Raw genomic sequence first — 14499 nt, 5'->3', positions numbered from 1 at the left:
CGTGAGGAGGGCGGGATGAATTTTCTAGTGTCCGGAGGGGCCGGCTTCATCGGCTCAGCGGTGTGCCGGCATTTGTGCAGCAATCCGGCCTACCGGGTGACCAATCTCGACAAGCTCACCTATGCGGGAAACCTTGCCTCGTTGCGGTCAATCGAGAATGCCCATAACTACAGATTCGAGCACGCCGACATCTGTGACAACAGCACGATTCTGGAATTGCTGCATCGCGACGACATCGACATCGTCATGCATCTTGCCGCCGAAAGCCATGTCGACCGGTCGATCGATGGGCCCGCCGCTTTTATCGAAACCAATATCGTCGGCACCTACCGAATGCTCAATTCGGCTCTGGAATATTGGTGCAGACTTCCCGGCGAGAAAAAAAGCCGGTTTCGGTTCCACCATGTTTCGACCGACGAAGTGTTCGGTGATCTGCCCTTCGACAGCGGCATTTTCACCGAACAGACGCCCTATGCACCATCTTCTCCCTATTCGGCGTCGAAGGCCGCTTCCGACCACCTGGTGCGAGCATGGCATAACACCTACGGCCTGCCGGTGGTGCTGTCGAACTGCTCGAACAATTACGGTCCGTACCATTTCCCCGAAAAGCTGATCCCGCTCGTCATTCTGAACGCGCTGGACGAAAAACCGTTGCCGGTCTACGGCGCCGGCGCAAATGTGCGCGACTGGCTTTTCGTCGAGGACCATGCGCGTGCCTTGACCATGGTTGCGACGCAGGGCGCGGTAGGCGAGAGCTACAATGTCGGGGGAGGCGCGGAACGCACCAATCGGGTGGTGGTCGAGGCGATTTGCGATATCCTCGACAACAAGCGGCCGCGTTCTGCCGGCCGGTCCTATCGCGATCTCATCACCTTCGTCGCCGACCGCGCGGGCCATGACCGGCGCTACGCAATCGACGCTTCGAAGATCAAGCGCGATCTCGGCTGGACGCCGCGCGAGACCTTCGACAGCGGCCTCGCCATGACCGTCGACTGGTATCTTCAAAACGAGTGGTGGTGGGGTCCGATCCGCCGCGAGCGCTACGCCAACGAGCAGCTGGGCAAAGCGCGAAAGGGTGCCGTGTGAGGCGCTGCGTGAGGCTTGTGGTCACAGGATGAGAGACCTTTAGTAACAATGCACAAAAGTTTGCCGGGCAACTTTTCCTGACCCGGGCGATATTATCCCGACGTGCGCAACGCCATAGCCAGTTGAGTAGGAATTTCCGGGTTTGTGTGCCTGCGTGGAAAAGTCATTCCCGAACCATTCGGCCGCTGGCTTGTCTTGCATTGTTCTGGGCAGGAACGATCTGCTAGAACGCCTCCACGAGAAATTGATTGTCCAGAAGTGCAGCTTGAACCGGGCGGCTGAAGATCGCGCCCGTTACAGGCTCTTAGTGGATCGCACGAAAGAACGCTCACAGTCCATGAATATCGCACTTACGCACCTTCAGCGGCTTGAGGCTGAATCCATCCATATTTTTCGCGAGGTGGCCGCGGCCTTTGCCAAGCCGGTCATGCTCTATTCGGTCGGCAAGGATTCGTCCGTGCTCATGCACCTGGCGATGAAGGCGTTTTATCCGGCCAAGCCGCCCTTTCCCTTTCTCCATGTCGACACGACCTGGAAATTTCGCGAAATGATAGCCTTTCGCGACCAGATGCAGCAAAAGCTCGGTTTCGACCTCCTGGTCCATGTCAACGAAGACGGCGTGCGCGACAACATCAATCCCTTCGACCATGGCTCCAACACCCATACGCATGTTATGAAGACGGTTGCCCTGCGGCAGGCACTCGACAAATACGGGTTTGACGCTGCCTTCGGCGGCGCCCGTCGCGACGAGGAGAAGTCGCGCGCCAAGGAGCGGATCTTCTCGTTTCGCAACGCCCAGCATGTCTGGGATCCGAAGAACCAGCGGCCGGAGATGTGGAAGATTTTCAACACCCGCGTCGCTGCCGGTGAATCGATCAGGGTGTTCCCGTTGTCGAACTGGACCGAGCTCGACATCTGGCAGTACATTCTTCAGGAAGACATCCCGATCGTGCCCCTGTATCTGGCCAAGGAGCGGCCGGTCGTCGAGCGCGATGGCATGCTTATCCTGAGGGATGATGAGCGCATGCGACTGCGGCCCGGCGAAACAGTGGAGAACCGGATGGTGCGGTTCCGCACGCTCGGCTGCTATCCGCTGACCGGCGCGATCGACTCGGAAGCCGACACTCTGGAGGCGATAGTCGGCGAAATGCTCACGGCGCGCACTTCCGAGCGGCAAGGTCGCCTGATCGACCGCGACGAAGCCGGCTCGATGGAAAAGAAGAAGCGCGAGGGGTATTTCTGAGTATGCGCCACATCATGGCCAAGAGCCTCGCCCCGACCGACGGCGTCCGCGACTATCTGGCGGCGCAGGAACGAAAGTCGCTGCTGCGCTTCCTGACCTGCGGTTCGGTCGACGACGGCAAGTCGACGCTGATCGGGCGCCTGCTTTCGGATACCAAGCAGATTTTCGAGGACCAGCTGGCCACGCTCGAGCGCGATTCGCGCAAGCACGGCACCACCGGCGACGACGTCGACTTCGCGCTGCTGGTCGACGGCCTCGAGGCCGAGCGCGAGCAAGGCATTACCATCGACGTCGCCTATCGCTTCTTCGCCACGCCAAAGCGCAAGTTCATCGTCGCCGACACGCCCGGCCACGAACAATACACGCGTAACATGGCGACGGGTGCATCGACCGCCGATCTCGCCATCGTACTGATCGATGCCCGCCAGGGCGTATTGCGTCAGACCAGGCGGCATTCGATCATTGCCTCGCTGCTTGGCATCCGCCACATTGTGCTCGCCGTTAACAAGATCGATCTTGTCGGCTTCGACGAGGCGGTTTTTGAACGGATCGTCGCGGATTACGCACAGTTCTCACGTGAGCTCGGCTTCCAGACGATCGTGCCCATCCCTATGTCGGCCCGCTATGGCGACAACGTTACCGGCCGTTCCGACAGGACGGACTGGTATTCCGGCCCGACGCTGATTGAACATCTCGAAACCGTGTCGGTCGACGAGGCCGCGGTCGAATTGCCGTTCCGGTTTCCAGTCCAATATGTGAACCGTCCCAACCTCGATTTTCGCGGCTTCGCCGGCACCATCGCCTCCGGCTCGGTTGCGCCAGGCGACGAGGTGGTTGTCGCCAAATCCGGCAAATCCTCGCACGTCAGGCGCATCGTTTCGCATGGCGGCGATCTTCAGCAGGCTATTGCCGGCCAGGCCGTCACCCTTGTCCTCGACGACGAGGTGGAAGTCTCGCGCGGCAATATGCTGGTATCGCCGGCGGCGCGGCCGCAGGTCGCCGACCAGTTCGCCGCCAACATCGTGTGGTTCGACGAACATGCGCTGCTGCCCGGCCGCTCCTACATCCTGCGCACCGAGACCGACCAGACTAGCGCCACCGTCACCGACCTGAAATACCGCGTCAACGTCAACGACTTTGCCCATGAGGCGGCCAAGTCGCTTGAAATGAACGAAGTCGGCATCTGCAATATCTCGACGCGGTCGCCGATCGCCTTCGATCCGTTTGCCGAAAACCGCACCACCGGTGCCTTCATCCTGATCGACCGCATTACCAATGCCACGGTCGGCGCCGGCATGATCCTGCATTCGCTGCGCCGCGCCGAAAACATCCACTGGCAGTCGCTCGATGTCGGCAAGCGCGCCCGCGCCGATATGAAGAACCAGCGGCCGGCGGTGTTCTGGTTCACCGGGCTTTCGGGCTCAGGCAAGTCGACCATCGCCAATCTGTTCGAAAAGAAGCTGTTCGCTACCGGGCGCCATACCTACATTCTGGATGGCGACAACGTCCGTCACGGCCTCAACCGCGATCTCGGCTTCACCGACGCCGATCGTGTCGAAAACATTCGCCGCGTCGCCGAAGTGGCGCGCCTGATGGCGGACGCCGGGCTGATCGTCATCGTGTCGTTCATCTCGCCGTTCAGCGCCGAGCGGCGCATGGCACGCGAATTGATGGCCGACGGCGAATTCGTCGAGGTGTTTGTCGACACACCCTTCGAGGAATGCGCCAGGCGCGATCCGAAGGGCCTCTATGCGCGGGCGTTGAATGGCGAGATCAAGAATTTCACCGGCGTCGATTCACCGTATGAGGTGCCGGAAAAGCCCGAAATCCATCTCAAGACCCTCGGCAGATCAGCCGAGGAGATGGTGGACGCCCTGGAACACTGGCTGATCGAGCGCGACATTGCCGAAGACCAATATGACAGCGGCGGCGGTATCTGACGACGAAGCGATGCTCGCCGTCTTCGAGCACCTTGCCTTGGCGGCAGGGCGCGAGGTGATGCGCGTCTTTCGTGCCGGCTGTGCGGTCGACAGCAAGTCGGACAATTCGCCAGTGACGGAGGCGGATCGCGAGAGCGAAAAGATCATCCTTGCCGGGCTGCGTGCCGCATTTCCAGAGATTCCATGCGTGGCAGAGGAGGAAGCCTCTGCCGGCATCATGGCACCGGATCTCGGCGACGCCTTCTTCCTGATCGATCCTCTCGACGGCACCAAGGAGTTCGTCAACCGCAGGACCGATTTCACTGTCAACATCGCGCTGGTTCGCCATGGCGTGCCTGAGATCGGCGTCGTCTTCGCGCCTTGCACCGGCCGCTTCTTTTCCGGCCGGCCGGGCAAAGCGGAAACGATCGAGATCAATGACGACTACGAGATCGTCGATCGCCAGTCGATTTCGGCAAGGGCCGGTATGGTGCCGCTGACCGTCGTTGCCAGCCGCTCCCACAACACGCCGGAAACCGACGCCTATATCCGCGCGCTTGGCGCCGCCGAGATCGTCTCGGTCGGCTCATCGCTGAAATTCTGTCTTGTCGCCGGCGCCGAGGCGGACGTCTATCCGCGCTTCGGCCGCACCATGGAGTGGGATACGGCCGCGGGTGACGCGGTGCTACGCGCCGCCGGCGGCATGACGCGCACGCTGGATGGTGAGCCGCTCGCCTACGGCAAGCGCAACCAGAGTGACGACGAGGATTTCGCCAACCCGCATTTTATCGCAAGCGGCAAGGCTGCTGGATTTGGCTAGACGGTGATTGCGCAGTTCCAGACCCGTACGAAAGTGCGGGTGTTGCAAGTGACTTGTGCAAGCGACCTCAGATACTGCTCGAGATCTGTAAACACAGCGGTACGATCCCCATCCAGCCGACAGTTGGGTCGGCGTGGCCGATTCGCGTGGTGTCCGGTCGATGCTGCGGGGCCTTCACACGGTGTATCCAAATTGCTGTATACCGATACACTTGAACGGCTATACGAGCGAGTGATGGCGTTCCACATCAAAAATCCCGAGACCGACGCACTGGCCCGCCGGGTCGCCGCGCTTAAGAGGACTGGTCTGACAGAGGCCGTCCATGCCGCGCTCAAGCATGAGCTTGAGCGCGAACAGGCTAGACCGTCCCTCGTAGAGATCGGCCTCAGGTTCTGCCGTGATCTGCGAGCCCGGGGCAAGCCTGATCACGGCAGGCCCGCCGACAAGGCGTTTCGCGACAGCCTGTACGAGAATGACTGATGTTCATCGACGCCTCGGCCCTGACGGCGCTGATGATCAACGAGCATGATGCGCGCGAACTCCTGGCCGGGACCCGGCGCGGCTGAACGGTGTTGAACCGGACTTTACTTGGCTGGCCACGGTCCAGATTGGATCACGTTCAAGAACCTAAAATGCGGCGGGCTTGCTTCGGACGGTTAAGGCCAGGAGCGCCTCCGAAAGCCGTTTCTTCGCCCGCTCCACCCCGTTCGCGTCGATTGCCTCAACATCGAGGAACAAGTCGAGGCCAGTCGCGTGCTCGCTGATGACCTGAGGGCGCTGGGCGAGTTCACCCAGAAGGCCCTCGACTTCGTAGGGGACAACCTCCCGGCTGATCCCCTTCATGGCAATCGGTGCTAATGGACGCGCCCGGACAAGGTCGCGCACGAGCGCGTAAGTCTCATAGCTGAGGCAGATGCCGCCGGGCTCGGCAATCGACTGCAGACGGGCCGCCAAGTTCGCTTCGGCTCCGATGATGGTGTAGTCCATCCGATCATCGGAACCGAAGTTCCCAACATTGCAATAGCCCGTGTTGATGCCCATGCGAGCTCGGAAGGGCCGTTCAACTCCGCGGTCACGCCACACCCTGTTTAACTGCTCCACCCGACGCTGCATGTCGACAGCCATGCGCAAGCAGGCTCTCGCGTCTTCCTCGATGCCTTGCGTCTCGGGGTCTCCGAAGAACACAAGAAGCGCGTCGCCGATGAACTTGTCGACGGTGGCGCCGTGTTTGAGCGCGATCGTCGACATCTCGGTGAAGTACTCGTTGAGGAGAAGCGTCAGGTCCTCGGGCTGGAGCCGTTCCACGATCGCGGTGAAATCCTTGACGTCGGAGAAAAAGATCGTGAGCTTCTTGCGCTCGGTCGCGATGGTGACGTCCTTCTGGCCGCTGAAGATGCTTTTGTAAATTTGAGGCGAAAGGTATTTGGCGATCTTCAATGAAATCGCGGCCAGGAAGTCGTTTGCCTCGGAAAGCTCCTTGTTGATGCCCTGAACCAACGTGGACTGCCGACGCTGCAGGAGAATGAACGTCAGGCCCGCCGCCGCTGCGAAGCCGAAATATAGAAGCAGATACTTGAAGGTCAGCACGTTCGCAGCGATAGGCTGATTGACTGATATCTCCTGGATCCCTCGGACATCCCCTACCTTCCAGTCCGTCTTGGGGCTGTCCGGGTGTGAGTTATGGCAGGTCACGCAGACTTGTCCCATTACAACAGGGGCCGCGGCGCGGACCTGCCGGTCAAACAGTGAACCCGAGACCTCGATGATCGGCTCCTTCGGGTTGGCGCGCAAAGCCAAGATTGCATTCCGCTCGAACGCATCGAGCTGGTGGGGCGCGCGACCTTTGAAGGGCAGATCCGAGACGAACCGATATTTGACCGAGCCGTCATGAGCGCTGATGCGCTTGCCGAGTTCGATCGAGAGGGTTGCTGGAATAGGGATCGCACCTGGCACGTCCCGGTAGTTGTGCGTCGCAGTCACGGCGCCGTTAGCTTGCAGCACGCGTCCCACGACGTCGCTGCCGTAAAATCCGCGCATTTCGTCGATGATGCGGCTGATTTCGCTGGCTTGCCTGCGCAGCATCCGTTCCGACAGGTCTCGGAGGTCGAGCCAGGCTGCGACCGGCAGACCGATAAGGCCGATGACCACTGCCGCCACGAGGAGCGGTCCCATGGTGCGCTGCTGGCGCGCAATCTGTTCACCCAGTCCAGCCATTGTGCAAGCGCCCGGCCGTCATTAGTATCTGAACTATAGCTCATTCCCGGCACGGTACCAGAGTCAGTCTTGGCTCGATGAAAACACGTCAGCCCTGCAATGTCGGAACGACCTTGAGCGGTTGTTGCGAGGCCCCGACCCTCACAGCGGATTTCGCATTCTGGCGCTAGACGGACAGTGAATCAGTGAAGGGATGTCGCAAAGTCGGTTGTGGCCCGGAATCCGCTCCGCGATAACTGCTCAGCGGTCAAGAATTCACCTCTGGCAAGGTTGGGACTTCTGCGCTCGGAGAGCGCGTCGGAGAAGAAAGTGTCCCGCAAAACGTATCCGCGCGTCGGTCGCACTATGGAATGGGACACCGCGGCGGGGTGACGCGCGCTGCTGGCAGCATGACGCGCACCTGAATGGTGCGCCGCTCGCCTGCGGTAAGCGCAACCAGAGCGACGACGAGGATTTCGCCAATTCGCATTTCGTTGCCAGCGGCAAGGCTGCCACAGTCGCTTAGCCACCATGATTGAACTCCGATGCCATCCCGGCTCGTCGCCCGCGCAAATGACGCTGTCGCGTACGCGACGCCTGAGTGAAGCACTTATTTTCAGCCGAACCCTTGTGGCTGGAGTAACCATCCGGTGTGGCTCGTGGCATAGGCGGTTTCGCGTGTCAGACTGCTTGCATGGAGATCGACACCGACAAGATCGACGACGCCGTTCTGGGCCTGCTTTGGCTGACGCTGCATGAAGAGAGGCGCGCCTGGAAGGGTTTGGATTGGAATGCTCTGGATCGCTTGCACGAGAAGGGGCTGATCGCGAATCCGGCAAACAAGGCGAAGTCAGTGGTTCTGACAGATGAAGGACTGCGGCGTGCTGAGGAGCTATTCCGAACCCTGTTCACTCGCCCGGCGCCCTGAGCCAGAGCGCGGGACGGGCGCCTGCGAGCTGATAGCGCACATGGCTGAATTTCGACACCGGCGGCGCGCTGACCGCAGGCGGGACGGCCAGTGCTCTCGCCGTACGGCCAAATTCGTCTACGCCAACGGGCGCATCCAACTGTTAAGGCAGTGGCAGAGAACACCGCAGCCGCGGCCCTCAATGTCAACGGCATTGGCGCGAAGTCCATCCGCAAATGCTTTCTGCCGGCGAATCGGCGTTGCCCGGGCCGAGTTGCAGGCAGGCAGCGGGTCTGCGCCCGCTGCTGGCACATGGGATGTTGAAGAGGCAGATTACCGCAAGCAATGTGTCATCATGGCTGCGGATTTCCGAAGGCAGGTTTCTCAAGCACGAGCACATGACTACCAAGAGGCGATGTGTGAGTGCTCTTCACCTGGAACCCCTCGTCAGAAAGCGTTTCGATGAATTCGCCATCCGTTCCAGGCGGAACGCGGGCAACGACGTTTGAGGTGCGCCTCACAATATTGGAAAGCACCCTTCGCGCCTTGCCTGGGCCGATGTTGCGCTGCATGTGCTGATAGACGGCCAGCAGCAGGACGATATCGTATTTCGGTAGAAGGATATTGCCGAGGCGCCGGCTGCCGAGATTCAGGCGATCGAACCGGGCATGTACCGGGGAGCCGCTCAATAACATTTTTGCAGTCTCGATGTGCGGCTTGGCGATGTCGATCCCGTGGATCGAGCTGGGTTTCAGCTTGGATATCTCATAGGCGACAACACCCATATTGCAGCCAACATCGAGAATGGATTTTCCGGCGTAGTCGACCTTTGCGGAGAATAGTCCGTCAAGTCTGTCGTCCCACGTTCCGGCAAAACCCCTTTTGAATCTTGACCACCACAAATTATCAGCTCCTTTGGGAAGAGCCCCCTTGAGCGCCTCCTACCACGAGAGAATTAATGGTCGATACCCTTTCAACTGGAATTGATCACATTGACGAACCAAGGCAGGGACGTGTGCGGCCGCGTCACAACCCCATCACCTTGAGTGCCGCGGGAACCGCATAGCGGCTGCCGTCATAGCGCATCCGGTAGGTCCGCTTCACAGGCTTGCCAGGATGGGACTGGCATTCGCCATTCTGGTCGGGGGAGGGATTGTCGGTATCCGTCCGCTCGACCGCAATGATGTCATGATAGCCGTGGTGGCGCGCCGGGCTCATCGTCAGCCTGACCTGGCTGGAATGGAAGGATCCGGCGCAACTGGCATCGCCTTCGCCGCCAGTGCCGGCCACCACGAGACCGTCGAGCACCACGCGCAGCGCACCGCCGGCGAGGGCATAGAGCCGCAGGTCGGTTTCAGTGAAGGGATTGGCCTGAGAATGGTTTGCCATTTCGATGCGCAGGCCGAAGGCGGTGACCTCAGGGGCCATTGCATAGCGGCCGGTGTCGAATTCCACCTTACGGATCGCGATGGCATCATCGGTCATCAGTCCAGGCTGGAGCAGGCGCTGGCGCACACGCAGCGTATTCCTGTCGACGACCAGAAGCTCGATATCGCCGACATGCAGGTCGTCGCCGTTAGCGCTGTCAATCAGCGGTACCGCGACCAAAAGCAGGTCGTCATGAGCCGGCCAGATCTTGCAGGCCAGGCCGAATGGCGCATCGCTCTCCGGGAGCGTCGAGGCGATGCTGGTATGGGGTTCAAGCGTGAACGAGGTGCCGTCGGCGCTCTTTCGGGCCTTGGGATAGGCCTGCTGCACCAGCGCGGCGGCATCGCCGCAATCGCCCGCCGCGGCCTTGGCGGGCGACAGGCTGGTCAGGCAGAGGAAGAAGACAGGCAACAGGATTCGCATGAGGTTCTCACGTCACAGCGCGGATGCGGGCAGGCATGTCTACGCGAGATTGCTGGCGGCGCACAGGGGTGCGCGGAAAGTGCGGCTAACGAGGCCTCGATGAACTGCTGAATCGAGAGAGCTCGTTTGAGTCCCCTACGACGCATGCCCCCAGCGCTGAACCCGGTCATCCACGGACCGACTGTACTGGCAGATCAAGATGTGTGGCGGGGTCGGCCGCGGATCGAGCCCTTGTACCGCCCATGAACCGTTTCACATCGGCCTCCCTCCAAAGCCGGGACCAGGCGCATTTGTCGCCAAGATAATCTCGACTAGAGGATTGCCTCTGGCGTCGGCAGCCTGAAAGAAAGCAAAGGCGCTCGCTTCCTTTCGAAGATGTAGGAGCTCGGCCTCCATACCCCTCGACCGAATTCCGTTAACGGGGCCAGTGCGCGGGTGCGGGCTGAGAAATGGGGTGCCGCTAAGGGGTTCGGAGCGACCGCTCGGCACACAAGGCCGGGATACTGGCGACCCTATGGCGCCTTGGAAAAGCAGCACTGCCTCGGCGCGACCCCGGTTTGATCCGTCGTTGTGGCTGGGCTGCTTGGCTCGTGGGTTTCGCGCGCACGACCGAGCGGAGCGACCAACGCGATGACGAGGATTCGCCAACCTGCATTTCATCGCCAGCGGCAAGGCCACCATCCGCGCTTAGCCACCTGCTGGACCCGCTCCCGGGTCATCGCCCGCGCTATTGACCCAGCCGCATAAAAAGCATCCCGCCGCAGAATAGCTGATACGCAGTGGCGATGATCAGCTCTTTTGCTGGTCAGCCCAATTACCGGGATCCCTATCCCGAATTCAAAAGGCGATCTTCACACCCAGCTTGCCGCTGACGGTTGAACTGTCTTGAGACCACTTACCGCGAATTTCGCTGCTGAGCATTATCGATTGAGACATTTTCAGGTTGAAGCCGGACGACAGTGCAGCCGAAAAGTCCGCGTCATCAAAGTCACTCTCTCTACCGTCGGCGCTTGCCGTGTTGGAATAGCCGAAGCGCTCCTGGATATCCAATCGCGCATAGGGGCTGATCACCATGCCATTGCCGAGCAGAAAATCAGCGTAGACTCCAGGTTCGAATTTGACTGCGCCAAACGACAACCGGCTCTTTCCATAGACAGTGTCAAAGCTGTCTGTGTATCCATCGCCGGTAAAGATGACGCCCAACAATCCGCCGCGGATGTCGAGTCGCACCCGATCGGTCAGGTTGAAGATGCGACCAATTGAGCCTGTCAGTGCATAGCCCTGTGTGTCGTAGCTGCCGAAAGTGCGTGCCGCCCTTTCGATGTCGGTGTTCCCAAGGAACGCAGATGCTGCCACGAGCGCATAACTTGTGCCGCGTCGAATGAGCCCGTAGCCGCCGAACATCCCACTTCTGTTGGTTGCTTCACCCTCCCCGATGAACCCGAATGCGTCGGAATCGACTTTGGCCGAGGCATACCCGGCGAACAGGCCGAGGTTCAGCCCATGCTCGCTGCCGAATCCAAAACGCTTTGCGGCATTGAAGTCGACGCTGATGGCAGCGGAGAATTCATCTACGCGGAAGCTCGGCCCATCAAGGACGCCCAAGCTATTCGAAATCGAGAAGCCGTCATGTTCCGTGCGAGCCAACTGACCGGAAGCGAAAACACCGAACGGCGTCGACTGAGCGAGCGGAACCCCGTTCGCGAGGCCGACGTCCGCTTCGACTACGCTGTCAACTACATCACCAAGCGCCCCCAAAGACGTGTCGACAATTACGCTGTTGGTCGCACCTCCAAGATAGCAGTTCGTGTCCAGAAAGATGCCCTCACTGTCCATAATGCAGGCGCTTGCCTGAGAAGGCAGTAAGATCAATGCAGCGGCAAACGAGAATATGCCCGCTGCGCATAAGCGCCGAGCGAAGCTTTCCTTCATTGTCCTTTCCCCTCTTAACTACAAAGCTAATGTAATAAGGGATGCGATACGCAGAAGATTCTCAATGCAATATCTGGCTGTGGCAGCGTGGGTGCAACATATTGCACCGGCGCTGGCAAGAGTGTAGCAGGTTCTCGCCGCTCGGGATATGGGTTTTGTACATTGCTCGATTTCTGCTTGCTAGAACCTGCGGCGGAGCTTGCCGACCGGATCTGTCGATTGCACGCGCCAGCGCTACTTTGTCGGATGATCACTGCGTCAAGAAAGCGGGCTAGCACCACCCTTGCGCTTTCTTTGAGGTGATTTCTGGTGTAAAAAAACCGCTGCACTCCGAGACATAAGTTTCACGCGCAAGAGTAGCGTGAGCCGGTTCGACACTTCGACGACTCTGAGATTGTCGCATGCTGAAACGAGCCTGTTACATGACCCACAGTCCCTTCCTGCGCATCATAATGGTTCTGCTGGTGGCACTGATTGGATCGGTAAGCGGTCAAGCGGCGGTCGAAGATGAACCAACGCCACAGTCAAGCAAGCGGCTCGCCATTGTCATCGGCAACTCCGATTACCAAAGTGTTCGTCTCCCACACTTGCCCAATGCGGTGAACGACGCCACAAGGCTTTCCGAAAGCCTGGGAAGGCTGAATTTTGATGTGCTGCTGGGAGTGGATCTCTCCCTTGCCGGTTTCGGCAAGCTCTTTCGCCAGGCCGATGGCAAGCTTGTGGGCGCCAGCGCGGTGCTGATTTTCTACGCCGGGCATGGCGTGCAGCTTCAGGGCGAGAATTACCTGCTGCCGGTCGACACGCCCGATCCTGAAACCATCGGGGAACTGACTGCGAAAGCAATCAAGCTCAACGACCTGATCGCACGATTCTCAAGTCGGGAACGGCAGACCTTCATTTTCCTCGACGCGTGCCGAAACAACCCGATGGGCAAAGGCCCAAGTGTAATGGATGGGCTTGCGCAGGTCGAAGTGGGCGAAAACACGTTTGTTGCCTTTGCAACCCAGCCAGGCAACATCACGGCGGACGGCTCGGGAGACAACAGCCCGTTCACCACAGCCCTTTTGAAGAATGTCGAGATCCCAGGGCTCAGCATTTCGGACATGATGATCCGCGTGCGCAACGAGACTGAAGCACTCACTGTCGGTCGTCAGGTCCCGTGGGATCAGTCCAACCTTCGCGAGCAGTTTTACTTCACCGAGCAGCAAGTGCTCGACCCGGCTCAGTTGAGCGCCAGCTTGTCGCGCATCCTGTCGGATCCTGTCGCGAAGCAAAGACTCCAGGTAGAACTTGCTTCCAACGACTTGCAGACTGCGGTGATTATCGTGGGACAGACTTTACGATCGCTGGAGGCTTCGGCGCCATCCGGCGCGTCAGCCGATGCGGTTGGTACGGAGATTGCCAGCCTCGAAGGGGCCCGGAAAAGTGTGATCTCCGGTCTCGAAACTTTGATCGTTGGCACGCAGGCTGGTGCAACGAAGCCTGAAAAACAAGCCGAGCTCGTACGCAGTGTCCAGACAGAATTGCGCCGCCTAGGTTGTTATCGAATGACCGTCGACGGAGATTGGGGCAAGGGCTCGCTCCATGCTCTCAGCACGTATTACAAGAACACCAAGCGAATAACGTCGGCCACCGAGCCGACCGTTGAACTTCTGGGGGAGCTCTTTTTGCACTCCGGCCGCGTCTGCAAAGACCCTGTGACCGTACCGCAGAGGCCCAGGCGAGCAAGTGTCGCCTCAGATGTTGCGCCCGTGCGGAAAAAGGGTGCTCCCAGCCGAAAAAATCCCAGAAACTCGCAGCCGCAATCCTCGCCTCCCGCAGCTGCTCCTCCCGATATCAATGGCGGAATTGGGATTGGCGGCGTTTTCTAGAGAAGCCATTGTTCCACGCGTACCCTTCTTGTCACGCGACCACAGCATGGCGTGATTTGGGCCCGCCTGCGCAGCTAAACAACCTGGCTCGTACCGATCGCTGTTCCGGCGATCCGTTCCGCGTATATGAACGCGATTGTCTGGTGAGGTCTTCCGGACCGGAGAAGGTTGGATACGAGTTCCTCCCCCTCCGCCATACACTCGGACCCAACAATCTTGCCTCGGCTCGATGGTGCACGAACCGCGCAGAACCGCCGGGCTTTTCAATTCTAGCTGCCGGGACAATCGTCAAAATGCCGCTTCGCTGGGCAACGGGAACGAGTTTGCTTACGACGGCCGCCGTAGTGCTCAATCCGGTCGACTGTACTAGCCGAGATATGGTTTGGCGCGGGCGCGGGTCCAGCTCTGTGTCGCCGTGAACTGTTCGTGACCCGGATTTGATCCGTCGCTGTGCTTGAACTGGCAGGCTCGTAAGTCGCGCGTGGCCGACCGAGCAGAGCGCCAGGGATCGGAAGAGCACGCCTGGAGGTGTGACAGACGTTGCAGACACTCGGTCCCTGATGTAATTTAGCATTCGATCAAGTGAGGAATATGCCCGCTGTCGCGACGGCTTTTCTCTCTTTCTGTCTCGGCAGATTGCATGCTCTCTGACGGACCTTGCTACCACATGCTGTGTT

The 14499-nt window shown here is 59.7% G+C and carries 11 protein-coding genes and 1 pseudogene; 8 read left to right on the top strand and 4 right to left on the bottom strand.

Annotation, left to right across the window (positions count from 1 at the left end; genetic code table 11):
- The first annotated feature begins 15 nt into the window (after nucleotides 1–15).
- The 5 genes from rfbB to NKI58_RS12670 all read left to right on the top strand — a co-directional run bounded on the left by rfbB (nucleotide 16) and on the right by NKI58_RS12670 (nucleotide 5548).
- Nucleotides 16–1086: a dTDP-glucose 4,6-dehydratase gene (rfbB, locus tag NKI58_RS12690; protein ID WP_352853255.1), complete on the top strand. Its 1071-nt coding sequence runs from the start codon at nucleotides 16–18 to the stop codon at nucleotides 1084–1086.
- A gap of 337 nt (nucleotides 1087–1423) precedes the next feature.
- On the top strand, nucleotides 1424–2329 hold the full coding sequence (cysD, locus tag NKI58_RS12685; RefSeq protein ID WP_352707645.1) for a sulfate adenylyltransferase subunit CysD: 906 nt from the start codon (nucleotides 1424–1426) through the stop codon (nucleotides 2327–2329).
- Nucleotides 2330–2331: 2 nt separating this feature from the next.
- Complete coding sequence (cysN, locus tag NKI58_RS12680; RefSeq protein ID WP_352853253.1) at nucleotides 2332–4269, top strand: sulfate adenylyltransferase subunit CysN; 1938 nt, start codon at nucleotides 2332–2334, stop codon at nucleotides 4267–4269.
- A gap of 10 nt (nucleotides 4270–4279) precedes the next feature.
- Entirely contained in the window at nucleotides 4280–5068 is a 789-nt protein-coding gene (gene cysQ / locus NKI58_RS12675; RefSeq protein WP_352624052.1) for a 3'(2'),5'-bisphosphate nucleotidase CysQ, read from the top strand.
- A 234-nt stretch (nucleotides 5069–5302) separates the two neighbouring features.
- Entirely contained in the window at nucleotides 5303–5548 is a 246-nt protein-coding gene (locus tag NKI58_RS12670; protein ID WP_352624030.1) for a type II toxin-antitoxin system VapB family antitoxin, read from the top strand.
- A gap of 147 nt (nucleotides 5549–5695) precedes the next feature.
- On the opposite strand, the gene NKI58_RS12665 is transcribed toward NKI58_RS12670, so the two are convergent.
- Nucleotides 5696–7282, bottom strand: coding sequence for an adenylate/guanylate cyclase domain-containing protein (locus NKI58_RS12665; RefSeq protein ID WP_352853251.1), 1587 nt, complete (start codon nucleotides 7280–7282; stop codon nucleotides 5696–5698).
- 324 nt (nucleotides 7283–7606) lie between these two features.
- On the opposite strand from NKI58_RS12665, the pseudogene NKI58_RS12660 reads away from it, so the two are divergent.
- Nucleotides 7607–7787, top strand: a pseudogene (locus tag NKI58_RS12660) (3'(2'),5'-bisphosphate nucleotidase CysQ); the annotation flags it as partial.
- Nucleotides 7788–7955: 168 nt separating this feature from the next.
- Entirely contained in the window at nucleotides 7956–8189 is a 234-nt protein-coding gene (locus tag NKI58_RS12655; RefSeq protein ID WP_352592943.1) for a DUF6429 family protein, read from the top strand.
- A gap of 332 nt (nucleotides 8190–8521) precedes the next feature.
- On the opposite strand, the gene NKI58_RS12650 is transcribed toward NKI58_RS12655, so the two are convergent.
- The 3 genes from NKI58_RS12650 to NKI58_RS12640 all read right to left on the bottom strand — a co-directional run bounded on the left by NKI58_RS12650 (nucleotide 8522) and on the right by NKI58_RS12640 (nucleotide 11951).
- Nucleotides 8522–9070 (bottom strand): class I SAM-dependent methyltransferase, encoded by a 549-nt coding sequence (locus NKI58_RS12650; protein ID WP_156948240.1) that lies wholly within the window; start codon nucleotides 9068–9070, stop codon nucleotides 8522–8524.
- A 124-nt stretch (nucleotides 9071–9194) separates the two neighbouring features.
- Nucleotides 9195–10019, bottom strand: coding sequence for a PA3715 family protein (locus NKI58_RS12645; RefSeq protein WP_352624033.1), 825 nt, complete (start codon nucleotides 10017–10019; stop codon nucleotides 9195–9197).
- 837 nt (nucleotides 10020–10856) lie between these two features.
- On the bottom strand, nucleotides 10857–11951 hold the full coding sequence (locus NKI58_RS12640) for an autotransporter domain-containing protein (RefSeq protein ID WP_352853249.1): 1095 nt from the start codon (nucleotides 11949–11951) through the stop codon (nucleotides 10857–10859).
- Nucleotides 11952–12373: 422 nt separating this feature from the next.
- On the opposite strand from NKI58_RS12640, the gene NKI58_RS12635 reads away from it, so the two are divergent.
- Nucleotides 12374–13822 (top strand): caspase family protein, encoded by a 1449-nt coding sequence (locus NKI58_RS12635; protein ID WP_352853247.1) that lies wholly within the window; start codon nucleotides 12374–12376, stop codon nucleotides 13820–13822.
- Nucleotides 13823–14499 lie beyond the last annotated feature (677 nt).

Origin of the sequence: Mesorhizobium sp. M0522, assembly GCF_040321085.1 — a bacterium.
In the GTDB taxonomy this organism is placed as follows: Bacteria; Pseudomonadota; Alphaproteobacteria; order Rhizobiales; family Rhizobiaceae; genus Mesorhizobium.
This window is presented reverse-complemented; position numbering and strand designations above follow the sequence as displayed.